Raw genomic sequence first — 20,452 nt, forward strand, 5'->3', positions numbered from 1 at the left:
AGTCAGTGTGAGGTGGCCACCAGAAAGTCTCGGATGAGGTTGCTGGTCACGCTTTCCATCACTGTTTTGCGGAAGTGGCGCTTGGAAAGGGCGCGCGAGCGGTGCTTTTGCTGGATCTTTTCAATCGGCTTTTCCGGTAACTGCGCCGGGGCGCAGAACACACCGCTGGTGGCCGGCTCGGCGCCGACCTGTTGCCAGAACGCGTCGTAGTCAAAAAACGTATCATGTTTGTCGCCCTGGCGACGGCGTTCCAGCTGTTCCGCATTCGAGACACCGGCGATGATGTCGGCGCCCAGCGTGGTGGCCAGCGCTTCTACGGCACATAGCAAGATGCGTGGTGGCGCGATATCTTTGAGTGCCTTGGTGGCGGTGCGCATTTCCTCGACGCGGTCGCGCACTCCCTGCACCCGGCCAACAAACATCACGCCCGTCTGGCTATTGATGCCCCAACTGCGCGTCGCCACATGATGCGGCACCAGCGTCATGCTGAGGACATACAGCGGCACCTGGTCCATCTCAAAAATCACCGACAGGTCGCCTTCGTGATCGAAGACCGCCTTGCCATTGCCCAAGTGGCGGGGAAATGCCAGGCGGATCTTGAACTGATGGTCGTTGATGGCATGTTCCCAGATCGCCGGGCGATCATCGAAGATGCGTGCAAAGAAACAAGGCAGGACTTTGTCGCCCAGGCTGCGGTAATGGTGGATCATGGTCTGTAATGAGTCGGCCACCGACAGCGAACCCATTAAATAATTGCTACGAAGATACTTGTAGCGCATGGCAGGATGGCGCGCAATCAGTTCCGCAACAGACGGCGTGGCCAGCACGGACAGCAGGCGCAAATGACTGCGGGCCTGTAGTAGCAGGGGTAGCGTGCGCTTGAACACCAGGTGGTGCGCACGGTCCAGCAACTGCGTGACAGCACGCAGCGGCCCTAAAGGTTGTGTGTTTTGCATCTCCATGTTGCCTCCGCAAATTCTTTGTAACGCAATGTATCGCAATGAATCCACATTAACATGTCGTCTTGGTAACTTACATTACAAATTGGAAAGCAAAAGGAAAGGTAGACGGGTGGCAAAACAATGCGGACCACGCACGATTGATTTTGTGGACAGGCAAAGCTTGTACATAGGATAAACTTCTTGCTTCTCAAGCTACCCTGGCCCAGACCATGCCAAATTCCACCATGCTCGATGACCGCGGCTTCCGGCGGATTCTTGTTCGTAACGTAACGTTGCCGTTGGCTGCCGGCGTGGTGAGTGCCGGCGTGTTTGTTGTTTTGCTGGCCTACCTGATCACCACCATGAACTGGGTCGAGCACAGCGAGCGGGTGATTGGCAACGCCAACCAGATTGGCAAGGAGATGGTGGACATGGAAACCGGCCTGCGCGGCTATCTGCTGGCCGGCGACGAAGCCTTCCTGCAGCCGTATGTGGCGGCCAAGCCCAAGGTGGCGGCCAACCTTGCCGGCCTGATGAAGCTGGTGGAAGACAATCCGACCCAGGTCGACCGCCTGCGCACCATTCAATACCAGCAGCAGCAATGGGACCAGTATGCGCAGGAAATGATACGGTTGCGCGCCGCCAACGGCGAAGTGACTGGGGCGGTCAAGACCGGCCGCGGTAAAAACCAGTTTGATGAAATCCGCCGCCAGCTGGATTCCTTCGTGAATACCGAACTGCGCATGCGCCTGGACCGCAATGACGAGGCGCGCAGCGTCACCACCTGGGTGGCCGTGGTGTATCTGCTGCTGACGCTGGGCGTGGGCGGCATCCTGGCCTGGTTCGGCCGCCGCGAACTGACCGGTCTGTCGGGTGTCTACACCAAGGCCTTGAACGAACATGCCGAGCATGCCAAGCTGTTGCAGCAGCAAGCCTGGCTGCGCACCGGCCAGAGCGAGCTGGCCCAGCAGGGCATCGGCCAGCTGGCGCTGCCGCAGCTGTCCTCGACCTTGCTGCAATTCCTGGCCCGCTACATGGGCGTGGTGGTGGGCGCGCTGTATCTGCGCGCGCCGGATGGCAGCTTCCGCCGCGTGGCGTCGTATGGCTTTAGCGCAGAATGGGAACTGCAGGATCAGCAGCTGAAGCCGACCGAGAGCCTGGTGGCGCAGGCTGCGCTGGAGCGCCGCATCATCCGCCTGGAGCCCTTGCCTGCCAATTACATCCAGGTCAGTTCCGGTCTGGGCGTTGGCGCGCCCGCCAGCGTGCTGCTGGCGCCGGTGGACAGCGACGGCGAGATCAATGGCGTGGTCGAGCTGGGCCTGCTGCGCCAGATCAGCGAGCGCGATGTCGATTTGCTGGCCATGGTCAAGAGCAATATCGGCGCCGCCATCGCGGCCAGCCTGTCGCGCCAGCGCTTGCAGGAAGTACTCGCAGAGACCCAGCAGCTGAATGAGGAATTGCAGGTGCAGCAGGAAGAACTGCGCACCGCCAACGAAGAGCTGGAAGAACAGTCGCGCGTGCTGGAAGAATCGCAGGCCAGCCTGGAAAACCAGAAGGCCGAACTGGAGCAGACCAACGAGCAGCTGGCCGAGCAAGGCAACGCGCTGGACCAGAAAAACGCCGAGCTGGAAAAAGCCCAGCTGGACCTGGAGGAGCGCGCACGCGACCTCGAGCGCGCCAGCCAGTACAAATCGCAATTTCTGGCGAATATGTCGCACGAACTGCGCACGCCGCTCAACAGTTCGCTGATCCTGGCCAAGCTGCTGTCGGAAAACGCCCAAGGCAACCTCAACGACGAGCAGGTGCGCTTTGCCAATACGATTTACTCGGCTGGCAACGACCTGCTCAACCTCATCAACGACATCCTCGACATCTCCAAGGTAGAAGCGGGCAAGCTGGACCTGGTGCCGGAGCAGTTGTCGGCGCGCCATGTGGTGGAAGGCATGGCCATGGTGTTCGAGCCGCTGGCGCAGCAGAAAAAACTGGCCTTCCAGCTGGTGGTGGCCGACAGCGTCACGCCGCACATGGTGACCGACCGCCAGCGTCTGGAGCAGATCCTCAAGAATCTGCTGTCGAACGCGCTCAAGTTCACCAGCGCCGGGCAGATCACGCTGTCGGTGCAGGCGCACGGCGATAGCGTGGCGTTTTCGGTGCAGGATACCGGTATCGGCATCCGCGCCGAAGACCAGCAAGGCATCTTCAACGCTTTCCAGCAGGCCGATGGCACGACCAGCCGCAAATACGGCGGCACCGGCCTGGGCCTGTCGATCTCGCGCGATCTGGCGCAGCTGCTGGGCGGCGGCATCTCGCTGGTCAGCGAGCCGGGCAAAGGCAGCTGCTTCACGCTGACCTTGCCTATCCACTGGAGCACGCCGCAAGCCGGCCCACGCGTGGGCGGCGCCAATGCCCCGGCCATGATTGAAACCACCAGCGCGCCGCTGCCGGCAATGCCGGCGCCCACTCCGGCGCCTGCGGTCCACGTGCCGCGCGCGTTTGATGACGACCGTGCGCTGCTGGACGAGGAAAGCGCACCCCGTGGCCGCCTGGTGCTGGTGGTGGAGGATGACGCGACGTTCGCGCGCATCCTGTACGAGCTGGCGCACGAGAAGCAGTACCATTGCCTGGTCGCCTTCGAGGCGGAAGAGGGACTGGCGCTGGCCCGCCAGTACAAGCCGGATGCGGTGCTGCTGGACATCCGCCTGCCGGACCGCTCCGGCCTGTCGGTGCTGCAGCTACTCAAGGACGATGCCCAGACCCGTCACATCCCGGTGCATGTGGTGTCCGGCGCCGACAACGGCGAAGCGGCGCTGCACCTGGGCGCCATTGGCTACGCCTTGAAGCCGACCACGCGCGAACAGCTCATGGAAGTGTTCCGCCGCATCGAAACCAAGCTGACGCAGAAAATCAAGCGCGTGCTGCTGGTGGAAGACGACGACCGCCAGCGCGACAGCGTGGTGCAGCTGATTTCCGATGATGACGTGGAGATCTTCGCGGTCGGCAGCGGCCAGGAAGCGCTGGCGTTGCTGCGTGACACCGTCTACGACTGCATGATTATCGACCTCAAGCTGCCGGACATGCAGGGCAACGAGCTGCTGCAACGCATGGCCGGCGAATCGCTGGCGGCGTTCCCGCCGGTGATCGTCTACACCGGCCGCAACCTGTCGCGCGAGGAAGAGGCGGACCTGCACAAATACTCGCGTTCCATCATCATCAAGGGCGCACGTTCGCCGGAGCGTCTGCTGGATGAAGTCACGCTGTTCCTGCACAAGGTGGAAGCCGACCTGTCCAGCGAACGCCAGCGCATGCTGAAGACGGTGCGCGCGCGCGACCGCGTGTTTGAAGGCCGCCGCATCCTGCTGGTGGATGACGACGTGCGCAACATCTTTGCGCTGACCAGCGCGCTGGAGCAAAAAGGCGCGCTGGTGGAAGTGGGCCGCAACGGCCACGAAGCGCTGGACAAGCTGGACACCATCCCGGACATCGACCTGGTGCTGATGGACGTGATGATGCCGGGGATGGACGGCCTGGAAGCCACGCGCCGCATCCGCGCCGACGCCCGCTTTGCCCGCCTGCCGGTGATTGCGATTACCGCCAAGGCCATGAAGGACGACCAGGAACAATGCCTGGCGGCGGGCGCCAGCGACTACCTGGCCAAGCCGATCGACCTGTCGCGTTTGTACTCGCTGCTGCGCGTCTGGATGCCGAACGCTGAACGGAGCTGACCATGCAGCACAGCGACACCGATATCGAGCTGAAAATGTTGATGGAGGCCATCTACATGAAGTACAGCTACGATTTCCGCGACTACACGGGCGCCTCGCAAAAGCGCCGCGTGCTGCACGCGCTGCGCGAAATGGAGTGCAGCAGCATCTCGGCGCTGCAGGCGCGCATCATCCACGAGCCCGCCGCGTTCAGCCAGTTGTTGCAGTACCTGACCATCCCCGTCACCTCGATGTTCCGCGACCCCAGCTATTTTGCCGGCTTGCGCGAGCATGTGATGCCGGTGCTGCGCACCTATCCGTCGCTGAAGATCTGGATTGCCGGCTGCAGCACGGGCGAGGAAGTGTATTCGATGGCGATTCTGCTCAAGGAAGAGGGGCTGCTGGAGCGCAGCATGATCTACGCCACCGACATCAATCCACAGTCGCTCGACAAGGCCCGCAAGGGCGTGTTCCCGCTCGACGCCATGCGCGAGTACACAGAGAACTACCAGGCCGCTGGCGGCAAACGCAGCTTTTCCGAATACTACACGGCGGCGTATAACGCGGCGCTGTTCGACAAGTCGCTGTGCGAGAACGTCACTTTCGCCGACCACAGCCTGGCTACCGACGCGGTGTTTGCGGAGACCCATCTCATCAGCTGCCGCAACGTCATGATTTACTTTAAGAAGAAGCTGCAGGAGCGCGCCTTCGGCCTGTTCCACGAGTCGTTGTGTCATCGCGGCTTTCTGGGCCTGGGCAGCAAGGAAAGCATCGATTTTTCCGCGTATGCACCGTGTTTCGAGCCGGTGCTCAAGCGTGAACGCCTGTTCCGCAAACGCTGACCATGGACCGCGCGCAGCTACAGTCGGCGCTGGCCGGCCGCCAGATCGAGGCGGTGGTGATTGGCGCGTCCGCCGGCGGCGTCGGCGCCTTGCTGCGGCTACTGCCCGGCTTGCCGGCAAATTATGGCTGCGCGGTGGTGGCGGTGCTGCACGTGCCCGAGGGGCGGCAAAGCCAACTCGCGGGCGTGTTCCAGCAGCGCATGGCCATGCCCGTGTACGAAGCCATGGACAAGCAGGAACTGTCCAGAGGAACGCTATACTTTGCCGGATCGGGCTACCATCTGTCTGTGGAGCGCGACCACAGCTTTTCCCTGAGTTGCGAAGCGCCGGTGCATTTTGCCCGTCCAGCGATTGATTATCTGATGGAATCGGCGGCCGACGCTTACGGCGCGGCGCTGGTGGGCATTTTGCTGACCGGCGCCAATCAGGATGGTGCGGCCGGCATGGCGGCCATCGGCCGCGCGGGCGGCTTGACGGTGGTGCAGGACCCGACAGAGGCCGAGGTCCCGACCATGCCGCAGGAAGCGATCCGGCTGCGCCGTCCGGATCTGGTTTTGTCGCTGGATGAGATACATACACTGCTGTTGATGCTGGAGAATAATTAATGCAAGACGCATCCCCCACCAAGCTGCTGATCGTTGACGATCTGCCCGAGAACCTGCAAGCGCTGGAGGCCTTGCTGCGCGGCGAGGGCCGCGAAATCCATCAGGCCGGTTCCGGCGAAGAGGCGTTGGCATTGCTGCTGCAGCACGACTTTGCGCTGGCCATTCTCGATGTGCAGATGCCGGGCATGGATGGCTTCGAGCTGGCGGAGCTGATGCGCGGCACCGAGAAAACCCGGCAGATCCCGATCGTGTTTGTGACGGCGGCCGGCAAGGAGCTGAACTATTCCTTCAAGGGCTATGAAGCGGGCGCGGTGGATGTGCTGTACAAGCCGCTCGATGCGCGCGCGGTGAAGGGCAAGGTGCAGGTGTTTGTCGCGCTGTACGAGCAGCGCGAAGCGATGCGCCGCCAGCTGGAGGCGCTGGAGTCGGCGCGCCAGCGGCAGGAAGCGACCCAGGCGCAGCTCAAGCATGCGCTGGTGATGCGCGATGAATTCATGTCCATGGTGTCGCACGAGATGCGGACGCCATTGAATACGCTGTACCTGGAAACCCAGCTGCGCAAGATGCAGCTGGAGCGCGGCAATATGGCGGCGTTTGGGCCGGACCAGCTGCAACGCATGGTGGCGCGCGACGACCGCCAGATCCAGAGCATCATCCGCCTCATCGACGATATGCTGGACGTGTCGCGCATCCGCAGCGGCAAGCTGTCGCTGCGGCCGGGCTGGGTGGAGCTGTCCGGCCTGCTGCGGCGTGTGGTGCATGACCTGACGCCGCAAGCCAATACGGCGGGCACCAGCATCACGCTGGACGCGGCCACGCCCGTGAGCGGCTGGTGGGACGAGTTCCGCATCGAGCAGATCGTGGTCAACCTGCTGACCAATGCGCTGCGCTACGGCTGCCAGCAGCCGGTGCACGTGAGCCTGACGGTGGAGCAGGATAGCGCGCGCGTGGACGTGCGCGATTGCGGTCCCGGGATTGCGCCGGAAAACCAGCAGAAGATTTTTGAGCCATATGAGCGCGGCGTCGGCAGCGAGGCGCCGGCGGGGCTGGGTCTGGGCTTGTACATCTCGCGCCAGCTGGCGGAGGTGCACGAGGGCCGCCTGACGCTGCACAGCAAGCCCGGCGAAGGGTCGGTGTTCAGCCTGACCCTGCCGCGCCGCGATGCACCGCCGGCCGAGTAATCAGCGCGAGCGCGCCTCTTCGCGGCGCTGGATCAGATAGGCCTTCAAATCATCAAAGCTGACCGTGCCGCGCTGGCTGGTGTCGATGTGCTCGAAGTTTTTATCGACAAAGCCCAGCCCGGCCTTGCGCGCCTCGTCGCGGCTCAGCACGCCGTTGCCGTCCAGGTCGGCTTCATCAAAGCGCTTCTTCAGTTTCTGCATGGCCTGGTAGCGCAGCAACACGGGGCCGGTGGTGGCGTCGCGCAGCGGCTTGCGCAGCGCTGGCGGAATATACGGTTCAGGATAGGCCGGCGTGGAACGCACGGTGGCGGGCGCGGCCTGGTCCGAGGTCGGCGTCTGGGCGCCGGCATGCGTCATGGCCGCGATACCGGTTGCCGCGGCGGTCAGCATGGCTAATTGCAAAAGCTTCATGGTTGTCTCCCCGCATCGGAAGATGCTTGGCTTAGTGTGACACTGTGACGCTGTTCAGGAAATTAATCAAATCTGTTTGCTGCGCGCGGCGCGCGGTGTCGTCTAGATACGTCATATGACCGCTCACATAGTATTTCAATATGATTGACTGATTTTCACCCAGGCGCGCCAGATCGAGTTCGGTCTGATGGAATGGCGTGGCCAGGTCGTGGTAGCCGTTGATGGCCAAAATCTTCAGCGCCGGATTCAGCGTCATGGCGGCGGCCAGGTCCGGGATGGTGTCCGGCAGCTGCTTGCCGTCATGGCTGAAATTCCAGCGGTTGACGATGTCGATAAACGGCGCATAGGCCGAACCGGCACTGTAGTGCAGCTCGCTCGCCATATAGGTCACGATGCTGCTGGAAAAGGCGTCGTTCACCACGGTCAGCGAGGGATCGCCGTCGCGCGTGAGCGCACTGCCATTCGGGGCCAGCACGCGCGCGTCGTAGCGGCCCAGCAGCTGGCCGGTGACGGCGTTCTTCTGGTAGTAGTCCGGCCCCATGTCGAAGTTCTGCTGCCAGGTCAGCGTGGACAGTCCCGTGTAGCTTGATAGCTGGCCGATCACGGCGTCGGGCGGCGCCACCTTGCTGGCCAGGTAGGCGGCAATCGCCGTGCGGTAGGCGCCGGCCGCAAAGCTGCGCACCTGGTCGACCGGCGCCGCCGCAGCGCGCTGGTGGTAGGCGCTGGTGGCGGCGTAGGTCGGGATATAGCCTTCGCAGCTGATGGCGCCGGGATCCAGCACGCCGCAGTTGCTGTTGTAGTCCATGATGGCCGATTGCAGCACCACGCCGTCGATCTGCACGCCGGCGGTTTCCAGCAGGTTGGCCAGCACGGCGGTGCGCGGCGCGCCGTAGGATTCGCCAAACAGCAGCTTGGGCGAGGCTTCGCGCTTGTTGACGACGACGTAGCGCTGCACAAAATCGCGGAAGGCGGCAGCGTCCCGGTCCACGCCCCAGAAGTCCTGGTTGGTGTTGGGGGAAATCGCTTGCGAGTAGCCGGTGCCGATCGCATCGACAAACACCAGGTCGGCGACGGCCAGCAGCGTTTCCTGATTGTCCACCAGCTGTACGGGCGGGATGGTGGTGGATGGAATGGCAGTGACCAGACGGCGCGGGCCGAAAGAACCAAGATGCAGATAGGTTGATGCCGAGCCGGGACCGCCGTTGTAGAAGAAGATCACGGGGCGCTTGCTCAGGTCGGGGCTGGCCACCGTGTAGGCCACATAGAAGAACGACGCGCTGGCCTTGCCGGTTTTGACGTCGGTGCCGGTCAGGTGGCCGGTGGTGGCGGTGTAATTGAGCTGCTGGCCGTTCAGCAGGATGTGGCTGGCGATGACGGCGGCGTTTTCATTGGGCGCAGCCAGCGAGCCGGTGGCGGTGCTGGAATACACGGTGGCGTCGGCAAAGGAACCGGCAACCGGCGGCGTGACGGGTGTCGTTGGCGTGTTGGGCGTGGTGGGTGTACTGCTGCTGCCGCCGCTCCCGCCGCCGCATGCGGCCAATGCGGCCGCAAAGGCTACTGCCAGGGCGCCGCGCCGTGTCCACAACCGCCATTGCAATTTTGTGCAAAACGCCATGTTGTCCCCCGTCTGGATCAGTCCTCATTATGATCCTGCCGGGAGCGGAATGCATCGTCTATTTGCGCCAGAAGTCCCGGTGTGCGGCGCGTGCCTCGTCCTCGCGCAGAGGTCCGATGACTTCGGTCGGGCGCTGGCCGGCGGCAAACACGGTGCGGCAGGGCAGCGACAGCGTCGGGTTCTCGGGATCGCTGCCGGTCAGTTCCAGCAGGCTGGCTTCTGACATGGCATACACCACGCGCCCGACACCGCTCCAGTAGGTGCCGCCGCTGCACATGGCGCAGGGTTCGGCGTTGGCGTACAGCGTGGCGGTAGCCAGCTGCTCCGGGCTGTACTGCTGTGATGCGAGGCGCAGCGCATTCATCTCGGCGTGCGCGGTGCGGTCGCTGCTGGAAGCATTCATGGCTTGTGAAATTACCGTGCCGTCGGCGGCGACCACCATGGCGGCAAACGGATGATGGCCTTCGTCGCGCGAGCGCTGCGCGAGCGCCAGGACGCGGGTCAGGAATTCGTGGTCTTGCGGGGTGGCGTTCATCGGAGTACTCCGTAATGCAGGTCTTGCTGTTTCAGATAGCTGCGGTAGGCCAGCGACATGCGGTCGCAGGCGACAGATACTTCCGCGCCAGGCGTCAGCGGCAGGCGCGCGGGATGCTGGCTTTCGAGTATCGGTTTGTCCTGCAGGAAGATGGTGTCCTGGAATGCACGCAATGCATCATCGCTGGCGTCGAAGTCATTGAGCGCCATGACGATCCACACGCGCGTGGTGACCTCGGTGAGCGGTTGCAGCAGCAGGGCGATGGCTTCGCGGATACTTCCCGCTGGGTGTTTGGTCAGGATCGCCGTCAGCGGACGCACCACGCGGTAGGTATAGTCGATATCGCTGCCGCTGGTGGCGGCCTTGCTGGCCTGCGGCTGGAAGGCACGGCATTGTCTGGCCCAGACGCCGCTGCCGTAGTCCGGGTCGTCAAAGGCGTCGACCGTATAGGCGGGAATGACGGGCTGCTGCCGGTCGCCCAGGATGCCCTCGTGTACAAACGCGAAGTGCGCCATGTCGAGGAAGTTTTCGACGATGCGCGGAGCGCTGCTGTGCACCTCGTACGGACCGCACCAGACCTTGCGCAGCGCGCTGTCCGCAAACTCCGGGAACGCCGGCGGCGTGGCATGCGCCGGGGTGCCGAGGCAGACCCACGCCAGTCCGTAGCGTTCCTGCGCGTGGTACACGCTGACCTGCGCCTTCAGCGGCGCGTCCGGCAGGGCGGGGATGTGCTGGCAGCGGCCATCGCTGCCGAAGCGCCAGCCGTGGTAGGGGCAGCGCACCGTATCGTCCTGCAGCGTGCCCATGGAAAGCCGCGTGCCGCGATGCGGACAGCGGTCTTCCCATGCGTGCAGCGCGCCGCTGGCATCGCGCCACAGCAGCACGCGCGTCTCCAGCAGATCGGCCGCCAGCATGGCGCCGGCCGCGATCTGGGTGGAGCGCGCGACCGGATGCCAGTCGTTCAGCAGGACCGGGTCCATGCTCACTTGGGAATGGAGCCTTCCACACCTTGCACGTAGAAGTTCATGCCGAGCAGGTCCTTGTCCGGCGCCTTGACGCCTGCCGCGTACTTGATGGCGCCCGACTGGTCCTTGATCGGACCGGTGAACGGCGCAAAGGTGCCGGCTTGCAGCGCGGCCTTCTTCTCCTCAAAGGCCTTGACCGCGTCGGCCGGCACCACCGCGTTCACCTTCGACATCTTGACCATGCCTTCTTTCAGGCCGCCGCGGTACTCGCCGGTTTTCCAGGTGCCGGCCAGGACGGCTTTGGCGGTGTCGATGTAGTAGCCGGACCAGTCGTTGGTGGCGGCGGTCAGGTGGGCTTTCGGTGCAAACTTGGACATGTCCGAGTCCCAGCCGAACGCGTACACGCCTTTTTCCTGCGCCACTTGCAGCGTGGCCGGCGAGTCGGTGTTTTGCGCCATCACATCCGCGCCTTGCGCCACCAGGGTTTCTGCCGCCTGGCGTTCCTTGGCCGGGTCATACCACGAGTTCACCCAGATCACTTTGGTCTTGATTTTCGGGTTCACGCTTTGCGCGCCCAGCGTGTAGGCGTTGATGTTGCGGATCACCTCAGGCACCGGGAAGGAGGCGATGAAGCCCAGCGTGTTCGACTTGGTCATCTTGCCGGCCAGGATGCCGTTCAGGTAAGCGCCTTCGTACAGGCGCGATTCGTAGGTGCCGAAGTTCTTGGCGTTCTTGAAGCCGGTGGCGTGCAGGAAGGTCACGCCTGGCGTGGTCTTGGCCACTTTTTCCGTCGCATTCATGTAGCCGAAGGAGGTGGTGAAAATCAGCTTGTTACCCTCGGCGACCAGCTTGCGGATCACGCGTTCCGCGTCCGCGCCTTCCGGCACGTTTTCCACATAGCTGGTTTTCACCTTGGCGCCCAGTTCCTTCTCCAGCGCCAGACGGGCCTGATCGTGGGCGTAAGTCCAGCCGGCGTCACCGACCGGGCCAACGTAGACGAAGCCTATCTTCAGCGGCTCAGCTGCAAACGAAGGGGCTGCGGCCAGTACGCCGGCGGCAGCCAGGGTGGCCAGTACTTTGCGACGATTCATCATACGGTTTCCTTTACGTTGAGTCGATTAAAAGTGGTATTCCGCGCGCACCATCGGCGTCTTGGCGGTCGCGCCAGGATTGTTGCGGTCCGGGTTGCCGAATTTGTTTTTCCAGTACTGGTATTCGATGCCGACCTTGAAGGTGTTCTTGGGCGTGCCGACCGCTTCGCTGATGTCGTACATGACCTGCATGTCGATATTGGTTTCCGGCGAAGTGCCGCCGCCGAATTCATTGGTGCCCTTGGCGGTGATGAAGTTGGCGTAGCCCTCGAACGACAGCGGGATGCCGATGTTGAACGGGATGCCCCAGGCGCCGGTCAGCATGGCGTGGGTTTTGTAGGCGTAGCGTGGCGTGGCCTGGTTGGTGAAGGTGTTGTACGGCGCGTTCGATTCCCACAGGGCCAGCAGGCTGACATCCAGGAAGCCCGGTACGTCCAGCATCAGCGTCGGGCCGGCGACCAGCATGCGCTTCTTGGAGTTGTAGCCGGCGTCGGTCTTGCTGTTGGCGTCAAAGCCGGCGGTGAAACCGACACCGCGTACCGGGCCGAAAGCCAGGTCCTTGCCGGTGATCTTGCCGAAGTCCAGCGTGTGGCGATACACGATGTAAGCTTCGTGCGCGCCGCTGTTCGAGCCGGCCGCCGACGGGTCCAGTTCCGACGACATCAGGAAGTCCAGGCTGAAGAAGTTCTTGCCGTACTTGTAGCCGGAAACGTGGCTCAGGTTGACGATGTTCTTGGTGATGTCGTTGTTGTTGAACGGCTCGGCGAACCTGGTGCCGTAACGGTAGCTGAGCGAGGTGTCACTCCAGTCAGCGGCTTGTGCGGTGCAAGTGGCGAGGATGGCTAATGCGGCGGTGCAGCGAACGAGATGCGACATACGGGCTCCTTCAAGTTGTTGTAATGGGGTGTTGAAAGCACTTTTTTTGTATCCAATCGTTTTATCAATTGGATTCAATCTCGTCTACACCTAAAGCAATAAGCGGGCCATATTTTCAGAATCCTGACAACGCTTCGGCCAGATTCACTTTGCGGTCCTGGTCGGCCAGGCGCAGGCGTTCTTCGATTTCCTGCAAGTGATGCTCGATCAGGTGGGTGGCTTCCTTGACCTTGCGCTGTTCGATCAGCGTGGCCAGGTCCTGGTGTTCATCGTTCTCGCACATGGTGCTGCCGGGCGTTTCGTACAGCGCGATAATCAGCGAGCAGCGCGACACCAGTTCCTGCATGAAGCGCTGTAGCACATGGTTGCCGGCCAGCTGGGCCAGCAGCAGGTGGAACTCGCCGCCCAGGCGTATCCAGCCGGCGCGGTCGCCGCTGCGGCGCGCGGCGTCTTCTGCCGCAATGGCGGCGCGGATTTGCTGGATGGATGCCGGCGTGGCGTTCTGTATCACCAGCGGCACGATCTCGCGTTCGATCGCGCGCCGTGCGGCAAAGATGTCGCGCGCCTCCTGCGGCGTTGGCGAGGCGATCACCGCGCCGCGATTGGGCCGCAGTTCAATGATGTGGTCATGCGCCAGCCTTTGCAGCGCCTTGCGCACCGTGGTGCGGCTGACCTGATACAGCTCGCAGAAATCCGCTTCGCCAAGGTGGGTGCCGGGCGGCAGTCGGTGGCTCATCACGGCATTGACGACCGCTTTGTAGATGCGCATGTCGACCGCAGTGGTACCGCGTTTGACGACAGCTTGATCGGCTTTGCGCTTATCGGGCATTCGTAGGCTCCATGTAAGAGATGCTGGAACATACTAAGCACGAAGCGTGCTAACTCGTGTACAAATACGGTATGCGGATTGTGTACGAAATGACTTTGTTTGAGGCGCAGCCGCACGCTTTTGGGGAGCGCCGCACCCCGCTTTAGTGCAGGGCGCGGGCCATTGCGGCGCGTTGGCGGCAGCGCGTGCGTGGCATGCTAATTGCGTCAGTCGCCGTATTCGATTTGTATACGATGAAGGGAAGGCGCCGATGACAGAACCGCGCTTGCAGATGCTGGGCATCTCCAAGATGTATCCCTCGGTGGTGGCCAACGCCGAGATCAACCTGACGGTGATGCCGGGCGAGATTCATGCCGTGCTGGGCGAGAACGGCGCCGGCAAGAGCACGCTGATGAAGATTATCTATGGCGTGGTCAAGCCGGACGAGGGCCAGATCATGTGGGAGGGCCGCCAGGTCCACATCCATTCACCGCACGATGCGCGCAAGCTGGGCATCGGCATGGTGTTCCAGCATTTCGCCCTGTTCGAGACGCTGACGGTGGCCGAGAACATCGCGCTGGCGCTGGATGACAAGGTGTCGCCTGCGGCGCTGGCGCCGCGCATCAAGGCGGTGTCGGAGCAGTATGGCTTGCCGCTGGACCCGCAGCGGCTGGTGCATAGCATGTCGGTCGGCGAGCGGCAGCGCGTGGAGATTGTGCGCTGCCTGCTGCAATCGCCCAAGCTGCTCATCATGGACGAGCCGACGTCGGTGCTGACGCCGGATGCGGTGCTCAAGCTGTTTGAGTCCTTGCGCCGTCTGGCGGCGGAGGGCGTCAGCATTCTGTATATCAGCCACAAGCTCGATGAGATCCAGGCGCTGTGCGACAAGGCCACGGTGCTGCGCGGCGGGCGCGTGTCCGGCACGGCGCTGCCGAAGCAGGAAAGCGCCCGGTCGCTGGCGGAGCTGATGATCGGCCGCGAGCTGCCAGTCTGCGTGCACAAGCCGCGTGAGCCGGGCGAGGTGCGGCTGCTGCTCGATCAGCTCAACGTCGACAGTGACGATCCGTTCGGCACCCGGCTCAAGGATGTGAGCCTGGCGCTGCGCAGTGGCGAGATCGTCGGCATCGCCGGCATCTCGGGCAACGGCCAGCAGGAGCTGCTGAAGGCCATCTCCGGCGAGCGCCTGCTGCGTGCGCGGCAGGGAACGATACAACTCGGCGAACGCGATGCCGGCATGCTCAGTGCGGCGCAGCGCCGCGAGCTGGGACTGGGCTTCGTGCCCGAAGAGCGGCTGGGGCGTGGTGCGGCGCCTGACCTGTCGCTGGCGGACAACGCGCTGCTGACCGGCTACATTACGGCAGCGGGCACCGGCATGGTCCGGCATGGCCTGATACAGCGTGGCGCAGTGCGGGCGTTTGCGCAGAAGGTCATCGAACGCTTCAAGGTCAAATGCGGTGGCGACGCTTCGGCGGCGGCCTCGCTCTCCGGCGGCAATCTGCAAAAATTCATTGTTGGCCGCGAGATTCTGCTGGCGCCGAAAGTGGTGGTGTTTGCGCAGCCGACGTGGGGCGTGGACATCGGCGCGGCCATGCTGATACGCCAGGCCATCATCGATATGCGCGACCAGGGCGTGGCGGTGCTGGTGTTGTCCGAAGAGCTGGACGAACTGTTCATGATGAGTGACCGCATCGCCGTGCTGGCCGATGGCCGCCTGTCGCGCGCCGTGCCCGCAGCAGCTACCAGCATCAACCAGATCGGCGTGTGGATGAGCGGCGATTTCGATTACCAGGGAGCGCCAGAATATGTCCAGGCTTGAACGTCGTCCCGAACCCTCGCGCCGCATGATGCTGGCGTCGCCGCTGATTGCGGCGGCAGCCATGCTGGTGACTGGCTCGATGCTGTTCTTCTTCCTCGGGCAGGAACCGCTGCATGCGTTCTATGTCTACTTTATCAAACCGTGGACCACCTTGTACGGTGTGGGCGAGCTGCTATTGAAGGCGACGCCGCTGATATTGTGCGGCGTTGGCCTGGCGATCGGTTTTCGCGCCAACGTCAACAACATCGGCGCCGATGGCCAGCTGACGATAGGCGCCATCTGTGCCGGCGCGGTCGCACTGTATTTCGATGAGGTGCAAGCGTGGTGGGTGCTGCCCTTGATGCTGCTGGCGGGCGCGCTGGGCGGCATGCTGTGGGCGGCAATACCGGCCTTGCTGCGCACGCGCTTCAACACCAGCGAAATTCTGGTCAGCCTGATGCTGGTGTATGTGTCGTATCACTGGCTCAGCTATCTGGTGCATGGTCCGATGCGCGACCCGGCCGGGTTCAACTTTCCGCAGTCGAAGATGTTCAGCGAGTCGGCGACCTTGCCGCTGCTGGTGGAGGGCTTGCGCGTGAATGCCGCGTTGATCCTGTCCCTGCTGGCGGCCGGTGCGGCGTGGTTCTTCTGCCAGCATACGTTTGCAGGCTACCGCATGCAGGTCAGCGGCATGGCGCCTGCAGCGGCGCTGTATGCGGGCTTCAGCGAGCCGCGCAATGTGTGGCTTGCCTTCATGGTCAGCGGTGCGCTGGCCGGCGTGGCCGGCGTGGGCGAGGTGGCGGGGCCGCTGGGGCAGTTGCAACCATCGGTATCGCCAGGCTACGGCTTCGCAGCGATTATCGTGGCCTACGTCGGGCGCCTGCATCCGCTCGGCGTGGTGTTGTCGGCGGTGCTGATGTCGCTGCTGTATATCGGCGGCGAGGCGGCGCAGATCGAGCTGGGCGCACCGTCGGCCGTCACCGGCATCTTCCAGGGACTGCTGCTGTTTTATCTGCTGGCGGCAGATCTGTTCATTCACTATCGCATCAAGCCGCACCAGCGCGCGGCGGGAGTCACCGCATGATGACCACGGAATTGTTGATCGCTTTCCTTGCCAGCACCGCAGGCGCGGCGACGCCGCTGGTGGTGGCATCCATGGGGGAACTGGTGACCGAACGCTCGGGCGTACTCAATCTGGGCCTGGAAGGCATGATGCTGATGGGCGCGGTGGTTGGCTTTGGCGTCACGCTCGGCACTGGCAGCATGGTGCTTGGCCTGCTTGCAGCGGCAGCGGCGGGCATGCTGATGTCGCTGGTGTTTGGCTTCCTGGTGCTGACGCTGCAAACCAATCAGGTCGCCACAGGCCTTGCGCTGACCCTGTTCGGCCTCGGCGCGTCGGCGTTTCTGGGCCGTGGCTTTGTCGGGCAGACGGTGGAGCCGATGCCGCATCTGAGTTTCCCGGTGCTGTCGGACCTGCCGTTTATCGGGCCGCTGCTGTTCCGCTTTGATGCGATGGTGTATGCCTCGGTGGCGCTGGTGCTGCTGATCGGCTGGATGCTGGCGCGGACGCGGCTGGGTCTTGTCATCCGCGCCGTGGGCGAGTCGCCGCATAGCGCCCATGCGATCGGCTTCCCGGTGATAGGCCTGCGTTATGGCACGGTGTTGTTCGGCGGTGCGCTGGCTGGTCTGGGCGGGGCTTATCTGTCGCTGGCGCTGACGCCGATGTGGGTAGAGGGCATGACGGCAGGCCGCGGCTGGATCGCCCTGGCGCAGGTGGTGTTCGCAACGTGGAAACCGCGCGGCGTGTTGATTGGTGCGTACCTGTTTGGCGGTGTCACGGTGCTGCAGTTTCATGGGCAGGGCATGGGGCTGGCGATACCGTCGGAGTTTTTGTCGATGCTGCCTTACCTTGCGACCATCGTGGTGCTGGTGATTATCTGCCGTAATCCGCAAACAATCTTGCTCAATAAGCCAATGTCGTTGGGCCAGCACTTCAAACCAGATTGAGTGTTGTATTTGTCGCAAAAATGCGGCATTGCGACAATTGGTGATTTTTTGGCACTCAAAATGCTTCTATTCTGATCTGCGGCGCCCCCCAGACCCCGGTTCGCCTCCCTACTTACCCTAAAATCAAGTAAAGGAGCCGTTATGCGCGTCAATGCACCGGTTACGCAGAAAGAGTACGTGATGGAGGATGGGCGCACCATCGTTTCCAGCACCGATTTGCAGGGCAATATCAATTACGCCAATCCCTACTTCATTGAGGCTAGCGGCTTTACCGAAGAAGAACTGATCGGCGCACCGCAGAATATCGTGCGCCACCCCGACATGCCGGTGGAGGCCTTCGCCGATTTGTGGAGCACCATCAGAAGCGGCATGCCGTGGACCGGTCTGGTAAAAAACCGTTGCAAGAACGGCGATTTCTACTGGGTGTTGGCCAACGTGACGCCGGTGATTGAAAATGGCAAGCCAGTCGGCTATCTCTCCGTGCGCACCAAGCCTTCGCGCGATCAGGTGCGTGAGGCCGATGCGGCATACCGCGAAATCAGGGCCGGCAATCCACGCCATCTTCGGATTGTGAATGGACGGGTTGCGGCGACCGGCATCCTGGCCCGCATGAAGGAGATGCTGCGCACTTCCTTGTCGACCCAGATTGCCTTCGCCACCACACTGCTGGTTGGTGTGCTGGCTGTGCTCACGGTAGCCCTGCTGGCGATGGAAGACGCCACTGTCGCCGGCGCGCATCACTGGCTGGGCGGCGCGGCGCTGGTCGCGATGGCGGGCATGCTGGCGTTTGGCCGCAGTCTGTATGTGCATGTCGCGCTGCCGTTGCGGCAGGCCACACGCTGCGCGCGCATGATGGCCGGCGGCGACCTGACTGCTTCGATCAAGATTGACCGTGATGATGAAGTAGGCCAGTTGCTGGCGGCACTGCGGCAGACCAATATCAACCTGCACAGCATCATTGGCGATGTGCGCGCCAACTTTGATGAGATCTCGGTCGCCACCGACGAAATCGCGGACGGCAATATGGATTTGTCGGGCCGCACGGAGTCGCAGGCTTCCAGCCTGCAGCAGACGGCATCCAGCATGGAGGAGTTGACGGCAACGGTGCAGCAGAGCGCGACCAGCGTGGCCAGTGCCAACCAGCTGGCCGAGCGCGCGCGTGAAGTGGCGACGCAGGGCGGTACCATTGTGTCGCAGGTGGTGAGCACCATGGATGACATCAGCGCCTCGTCCAACAAGATTCTCGACATCATTGGGCTCATCGACGGCATCGCCTTCCAGACCAACATCCTGGCGTTGAATGCGGCGGTGGAGGCGGCGCGCGCCGGTGAGCAGGGTCGCGGCTTTGCCGTTGTCGCCACCGAGGTGCGCGGACTGGCGCAGCGCTCCGCCACCGCCGCCAAAGAGATCAAGGAACTCATCGATACTTCGATACAGAAGGTGCAGGTGGGCACCACACTGACCAATAGTGCGGGCGTGACGATGAACGAGGTGATTCAATCGGTATGCCGGGTGTCCGAAGTGATGGGCGAGATTTCCAATTCCACGCGCGAGCAAAGCAGCGGCATCGGCCAGGTGAATGAGGCGGTCATCAAAATCGACGACATCACGCAGCAGAACGCGGCGCTGGTGGAGCAGGCGGCTGCCGCTGCGGGCAACCTGGCGCAGCAGACGCGCTGCGTGTCGCAGGCGATGGCCGTGTTCAAGCTGCAGCATGGCGTCAGCGCACCGCGCAAGCGCGCACCATCGCCACGCTCTCCGGCCACGCAAAAGGCGCCGCTGCAGCTGCATTGATATCATGTCGCTTTCTACAAGCGGCATGGATCATGGGGCACACGGTTACGCTGGCGGGGCAGGGATGGTGTTTTGAGGCGGAGGCGCCGGCAACGGTGCTGGAGGCGGCTGAACGCGCCGGCATACGCTTGCCCAGCTCCTGCCGCAATGGCACGTGCCGTACCTGCATCTGCCTGGCCAGCAGCGGCACGGTGCATTACAAGATCGAATGGCCCGGACTCAGCGCCGACGAAAAGCGCGAGGGCTATATCCTGCCTTGCGTGGCGATGGCCGACACCGATCTGACTATTGAATCGCCCGCCGCCGGTAAGCTCCCGGCCCCACGCCGTACTGACGTTTGAAGGCGCGGTTGAAGGCGGCTTCCGACTGGTAGCCGACGGCCTCACCGACTTCGCCGGCGGCGCGGCCATCGTCCAGCATGCGGGCGGCGCGCGCCATGCGCAGCTGCGTCAGCACGTCAGCTGGCGTGGCATTGGCCGCCTGCTTGAACAGGCGCGCAAATGTGGCGCGCGACATATGACTGGCTTCTGCCAGTTCTTCCAGCGTCCAGGGTTTTTCCGGCGCCGCCAGCATGCCGTTGATGGCCGCTTGCAGGCGGCGCTCGGCCAGCACGCCAAACAGCCCGGGCACGGCCAGCGCCTGTTCCAGCCAGGTGCGGATCAGCAGCGCAAACAGGGCCGACGCCAGCTGGCGCACGATGGCTTCCGAACCGCCGCGTGGCGTCTCGGTTTCTTCCTGCAGCATACGCATCAGGTGGCGCAGGCTTTGGGCATCGGGCCGGCCGGCGGTATGCACCACCAGCACTGGCGGCAGCGCCGCCAGCAGTCCGGCGCTGCCGTTGCTATCGAAGTGGAATTCGCCGCACAGGATGTCGGTCTGCGGACCGGCGCCGTCATTGCTCTCGACGCGCAACAGGCCCGGTGTGCTGTGCAGCGGTGTGGCCTGTTCGATATCGCCGATATGCAGACGGTGTGCAGCGCCGTGCGGGAAGACGATGATGTCGCCCGTTTGCAGTGCCAGGCTGCCGCTGCCGGCGCCCTCGGCCAGTGCTTCGCCGCGCACGATCAGGTGGTAAGGAGCGATGCCGTGCGGCGCGCCGTCATGGTCCATGACCCACGGTGCGCCAAAGCGGCAGCGGGTGTCGAGCGCAGTGCGCACGGGATAAAGGGAGAGCAGGTGGCTAAGCGAGTCCATGGCGGGCAAATGAGACGATGGAGCAAATTATAGAGCAGATCCGGCATTCATCATCGCAGGCGACGGGCCTAGACTGTCTTCCATACCAACT

The 20,452-nt window shown here is 63.2% G+C and carries 18 protein-coding genes; 9 read left to right on the forward strand and 9 right to left on the reverse strand.

Annotated elements, in window-relative coordinates:
* Positions 1 to 2: 2 nt before the first annotated feature.
* Positions 3 to 956, reverse strand: coding sequence for a DUF535 family protein (locus BUA36_RS23345; protein WP_167544324.1), 954 nt, complete (start codon positions 954 to 956; stop codon positions 3 to 5).
* A gap of 215 nt (positions 957 to 1,171) precedes the next feature.
* Here BUA36_RS23345 and BUA36_RS23350 point away from each other — a divergent pair, with 215 nt between their 5' ends.
* The 4 genes from BUA36_RS23350 to BUA36_RS23365 are packed head-to-tail and all read left to right on the forward strand — an operon-like array spanning position 1,172 to position 7,270.
* On the forward strand, positions 1,172 to 4,663 hold the full coding sequence (locus tag BUA36_RS23350; RefSeq protein WP_072787974.1) for a response regulator: 3,492 nt from the start codon (positions 1,172 to 1,174) through the stop codon (positions 4,661 to 4,663).
* A gap of 2 nt (positions 4,664 to 4,665) precedes the next feature.
* Complete coding sequence (locus BUA36_RS23355) at positions 4,666 to 5,484, forward strand: CheR family methyltransferase (RefSeq protein WP_072787976.1); 819 nt, start codon at positions 4,666 to 4,668, stop codon at positions 5,482 to 5,484.
* Positions 5,485 to 5,486: 2 nt separating this feature from the next.
* Positions 5,487 to 6,089, forward strand: a complete 603-nt coding sequence (locus tag BUA36_RS23360) for a chemotaxis protein CheB (RefSeq protein ID WP_072787978.1) — start codon at positions 5,487 to 5,489, stop codon at positions 6,087 to 6,089.
* On the forward strand, positions 6,089 to 7,270 hold the full coding sequence (locus BUA36_RS23365) for a hybrid sensor histidine kinase/response regulator (RefSeq protein WP_072787981.1): 1,182 nt from the start codon (positions 6,089 to 6,091) through the stop codon (positions 7,268 to 7,270). The genes BUA36_RS23360 and BUA36_RS23365 overlap by 1 nt, the downstream gene beginning before the upstream one ends.
* On the opposite strand, the gene BUA36_RS23370 is transcribed toward BUA36_RS23365, so the two are convergent.
* The 7 genes from BUA36_RS23370 to BUA36_RS23400 all read right to left on the reverse strand — a co-directional run bounded on the left by BUA36_RS23370 (position 7,271) and on the right by BUA36_RS23400 (position 13,592).
* Entirely contained in the window at positions 7,271 to 7,681 is a 411-nt protein-coding gene (locus tag BUA36_RS23370) for an EF-hand domain-containing protein (RefSeq protein WP_229215547.1), read from the reverse strand.
* A 31-nt stretch (positions 7,682 to 7,712) separates the two neighbouring features.
* Positions 7,713 to 9,296, reverse strand: a complete 1,584-nt coding sequence (locus BUA36_RS23375) for a S10 family peptidase (protein ID WP_072787983.1) — start codon at positions 9,294 to 9,296, stop codon at positions 7,713 to 7,715.
* 58 nt (positions 9,297 to 9,354) lie between these two features.
* Positions 9,355 to 9,831, reverse strand: coding sequence for a nucleoside deaminase (locus tag BUA36_RS23380; RefSeq protein WP_072787986.1), 477 nt, complete (start codon positions 9,829 to 9,831; stop codon positions 9,355 to 9,357).
* Entirely contained in the window at positions 9,828 to 10,811 is a 984-nt protein-coding gene (locus tag BUA36_RS23385) for an aromatic ring-hydroxylating dioxygenase subunit alpha (protein ID WP_072787988.1), read from the reverse strand. The genes BUA36_RS23380 and BUA36_RS23385 overlap by 4 nt, the downstream gene beginning before the upstream one ends.
* Before the next feature lie 2 nt (positions 10,812 to 10,813).
* Positions 10,814 to 11,890 (reverse strand): BMP family ABC transporter substrate-binding protein, encoded by a 1,077-nt coding sequence (locus BUA36_RS23390; protein WP_072787991.1) that lies wholly within the window; start codon positions 11,888 to 11,890, stop codon positions 10,814 to 10,816.
* A 24-nt stretch (positions 11,891 to 11,914) separates the two neighbouring features.
* Complete coding sequence (locus BUA36_RS23395; RefSeq protein WP_072787993.1) at positions 11,915 to 12,763, reverse strand: outer envelope protein; 849 nt, start codon at positions 12,761 to 12,763, stop codon at positions 11,915 to 11,917.
* Positions 12,764 to 12,878: 115 nt separating this feature from the next.
* The gene (locus tag BUA36_RS23400; protein WP_072787995.1) at positions 12,879 to 13,592 is read right to left on the reverse strand and encodes a GntR family transcriptional regulator; all 714 of its coding nucleotides are present in this window, start codon (positions 13,590 to 13,592) and stop codon (positions 12,879 to 12,881) included.
* A gap of 250 nt (positions 13,593 to 13,842) precedes the next feature.
* On the opposite strand from BUA36_RS23400, the gene BUA36_RS23405 reads away from it, so the two are divergent.
* The 5 genes from BUA36_RS23405 (at position 13,843) to BUA36_RS23425 (ending at position 19,508) form a co-directional block, all read left to right on the forward strand.
* A complete protein-coding gene (locus tag BUA36_RS23405) occupies positions 13,843 to 15,387 on the forward strand; it encodes an ABC transporter ATP-binding protein (protein WP_072787997.1) in 1,545 nt (514 codons plus the stop codon).
* A complete protein-coding gene (locus BUA36_RS23410; RefSeq protein ID WP_072787999.1) occupies positions 15,374 to 16,450 on the forward strand; it encodes an ABC transporter permease in 1,077 nt (358 codons plus the stop codon). The genes BUA36_RS23405 and BUA36_RS23410 overlap by 14 nt, the downstream gene beginning before the upstream one ends.
* Positions 16,447 to 17,373: an ABC transporter permease gene (locus BUA36_RS23415; RefSeq protein ID WP_072788002.1), complete on the forward strand. Its 927-nt coding sequence runs from the start codon at positions 16,447 to 16,449 to the stop codon at positions 17,371 to 17,373. Before BUA36_RS23410 ends, BUA36_RS23415 begins: the two co-directional genes overlap by 4 nt.
* 141 nt (positions 17,374 to 17,514) lie before the next feature.
* Complete coding sequence (locus BUA36_RS23420) at positions 17,515 to 19,167, forward strand: methyl-accepting chemotaxis protein (protein WP_072788005.1); 1,653 nt, start codon at positions 17,515 to 17,517, stop codon at positions 19,165 to 19,167.
* A gap of 32 nt (positions 19,168 to 19,199) precedes the next feature.
* On the forward strand, positions 19,200 to 19,508 hold the full coding sequence (locus BUA36_RS23425; protein ID WP_072788007.1) for a 2Fe-2S iron-sulfur cluster-binding protein: 309 nt from the start codon (positions 19,200 to 19,202) through the stop codon (positions 19,506 to 19,508).
* Here the strand turns inward: BUA36_RS23425 and BUA36_RS23430 are convergent.
* Positions 19,453 to 20,361 carry an AraC family transcriptional regulator gene (locus tag BUA36_RS23430; protein WP_072788010.1) on the reverse strand — a complete coding sequence of 303 codons (909 nt, stop codon included), beginning with the start codon at positions 20,359 to 20,361 and terminating at the stop codon, positions 19,453 to 19,455. The genes BUA36_RS23425 and BUA36_RS23430 overlap by 56 nt on opposite strands.
* Positions 20,362 to 20,452 lie beyond the last annotated feature (91 nt).

Source organism: Duganella sacchari (assembly GCF_900143065.1).
GTDB classification, from domain to species: domain Bacteria; phylum Pseudomonadota; class Gammaproteobacteria; order Burkholderiales; family Burkholderiaceae_D; genus Rugamonas; species Rugamonas sacchari.

What these genes read in the sequence shown, in the direction of transcription:
- BUA36_RS23410 (WP_072787999.1), top strand. Translation starts at nt 15,374, where the DNA reads ATGTCCAGGCTTGAACGTCGTCCCGAACCCTCGCGCCGCATGATGCTG.
- BUA36_RS23415 (WP_072788002.1), top strand. Translation starts at nt 16,447, where the DNA reads ATGATGACCACGGAATTGTTGATCGCTTTCCTTGCCAGCACCGCAGGC.
- BUA36_RS23350 (WP_072787974.1), top strand. Translation starts at nt 1,172, where the DNA reads ATGCCAAATTCCACCATGCTCGATGACCGCGGCTTCCGGCGGATTCTT.
- BUA36_RS23365 (WP_072787981.1), top strand. Translation starts at nt 6,089, where the DNA reads ATGCAAGACGCATCCCCCACCAAGCTGCTGATCGTTGACGATCTGCCC.
- BUA36_RS23345 (WP_167544324.1), bottom strand. Translation starts at nt 956, where the DNA reads ATGCAAAACACACAACCTTTAGGGCCGCTGCGTGCTGTCACGCAGTTG.
- BUA36_RS23360 (WP_072787978.1), top strand. Translation starts at nt 5,487, where the DNA reads ATGGACCGCGCGCAGCTACAGTCGGCGCTGGCCGGCCGCCAGATCGAG.
- BUA36_RS23385 (WP_072787988.1), bottom strand. Translation starts at nt 10,811, where the DNA reads ATGGACCCGGTCCTGCTGAACGACTGGCATCCGGTCGCGCGCTCCACC.
- BUA36_RS23355 (WP_072787976.1), top strand. Translation starts at nt 4,666, where the DNA reads ATGCAGCACAGCGACACCGATATCGAGCTGAAAATGTTGATGGAGGCC.
- BUA36_RS23420 (WP_072788005.1), top strand. Translation starts at nt 17,515, where the DNA reads ATGCGCGTCAATGCACCGGTTACGCAGAAAGAGTACGTGATGGAGGAT.
- BUA36_RS23400 (WP_072787995.1), bottom strand. Translation starts at nt 13,592, where the DNA reads ATGCCCGATAAGCGCAAAGCCGATCAAGCTGTCGTCAAACGCGGTACC.
- BUA36_RS23425 (WP_072788007.1), top strand. Translation starts at nt 19,200, where the DNA reads ATGGGGCACACGGTTACGCTGGCGGGGCAGGGATGGTGTTTTGAGGCG.
- BUA36_RS23430 (WP_072788010.1), bottom strand. Translation starts at nt 20,361, where the DNA reads ATGGACTCGCTTAGCCACCTGCTCTCCCTTTATCCCGTGCGCACTGCG.
- BUA36_RS23395 (WP_072787993.1), bottom strand. Translation starts at nt 12,763, where the DNA reads ATGTCGCATCTCGTTCGCTGCACCGCCGCATTAGCCATCCTCGCCACT.
- BUA36_RS23380 (WP_072787986.1), bottom strand. Translation starts at nt 9,831, where the DNA reads ATGAACGCCACCCCGCAAGACCACGAATTCCTGACCCGCGTCCTGGCG.
- BUA36_RS23405 (WP_072787997.1), top strand. Translation starts at nt 13,843, where the DNA reads ATGACAGAACCGCGCTTGCAGATGCTGGGCATCTCCAAGATGTATCCC.
- BUA36_RS23370 (WP_229215547.1), bottom strand. Translation starts at nt 7,681, where the DNA reads ATGAAGCTTTTGCAATTAGCCATGCTGACCGCCGCGGCAACCGGTATC.
- BUA36_RS23390 (WP_072787991.1), bottom strand. Translation starts at nt 11,890, where the DNA reads ATGATGAATCGTCGCAAAGTACTGGCCACCCTGGCTGCCGCCGGCGTA.
- BUA36_RS23375 (WP_072787983.1), bottom strand. Translation starts at nt 9,296, where the DNA reads ATGGCGTTTTGCACAAAATTGCAATGGCGGTTGTGGACACGGCGCGGC.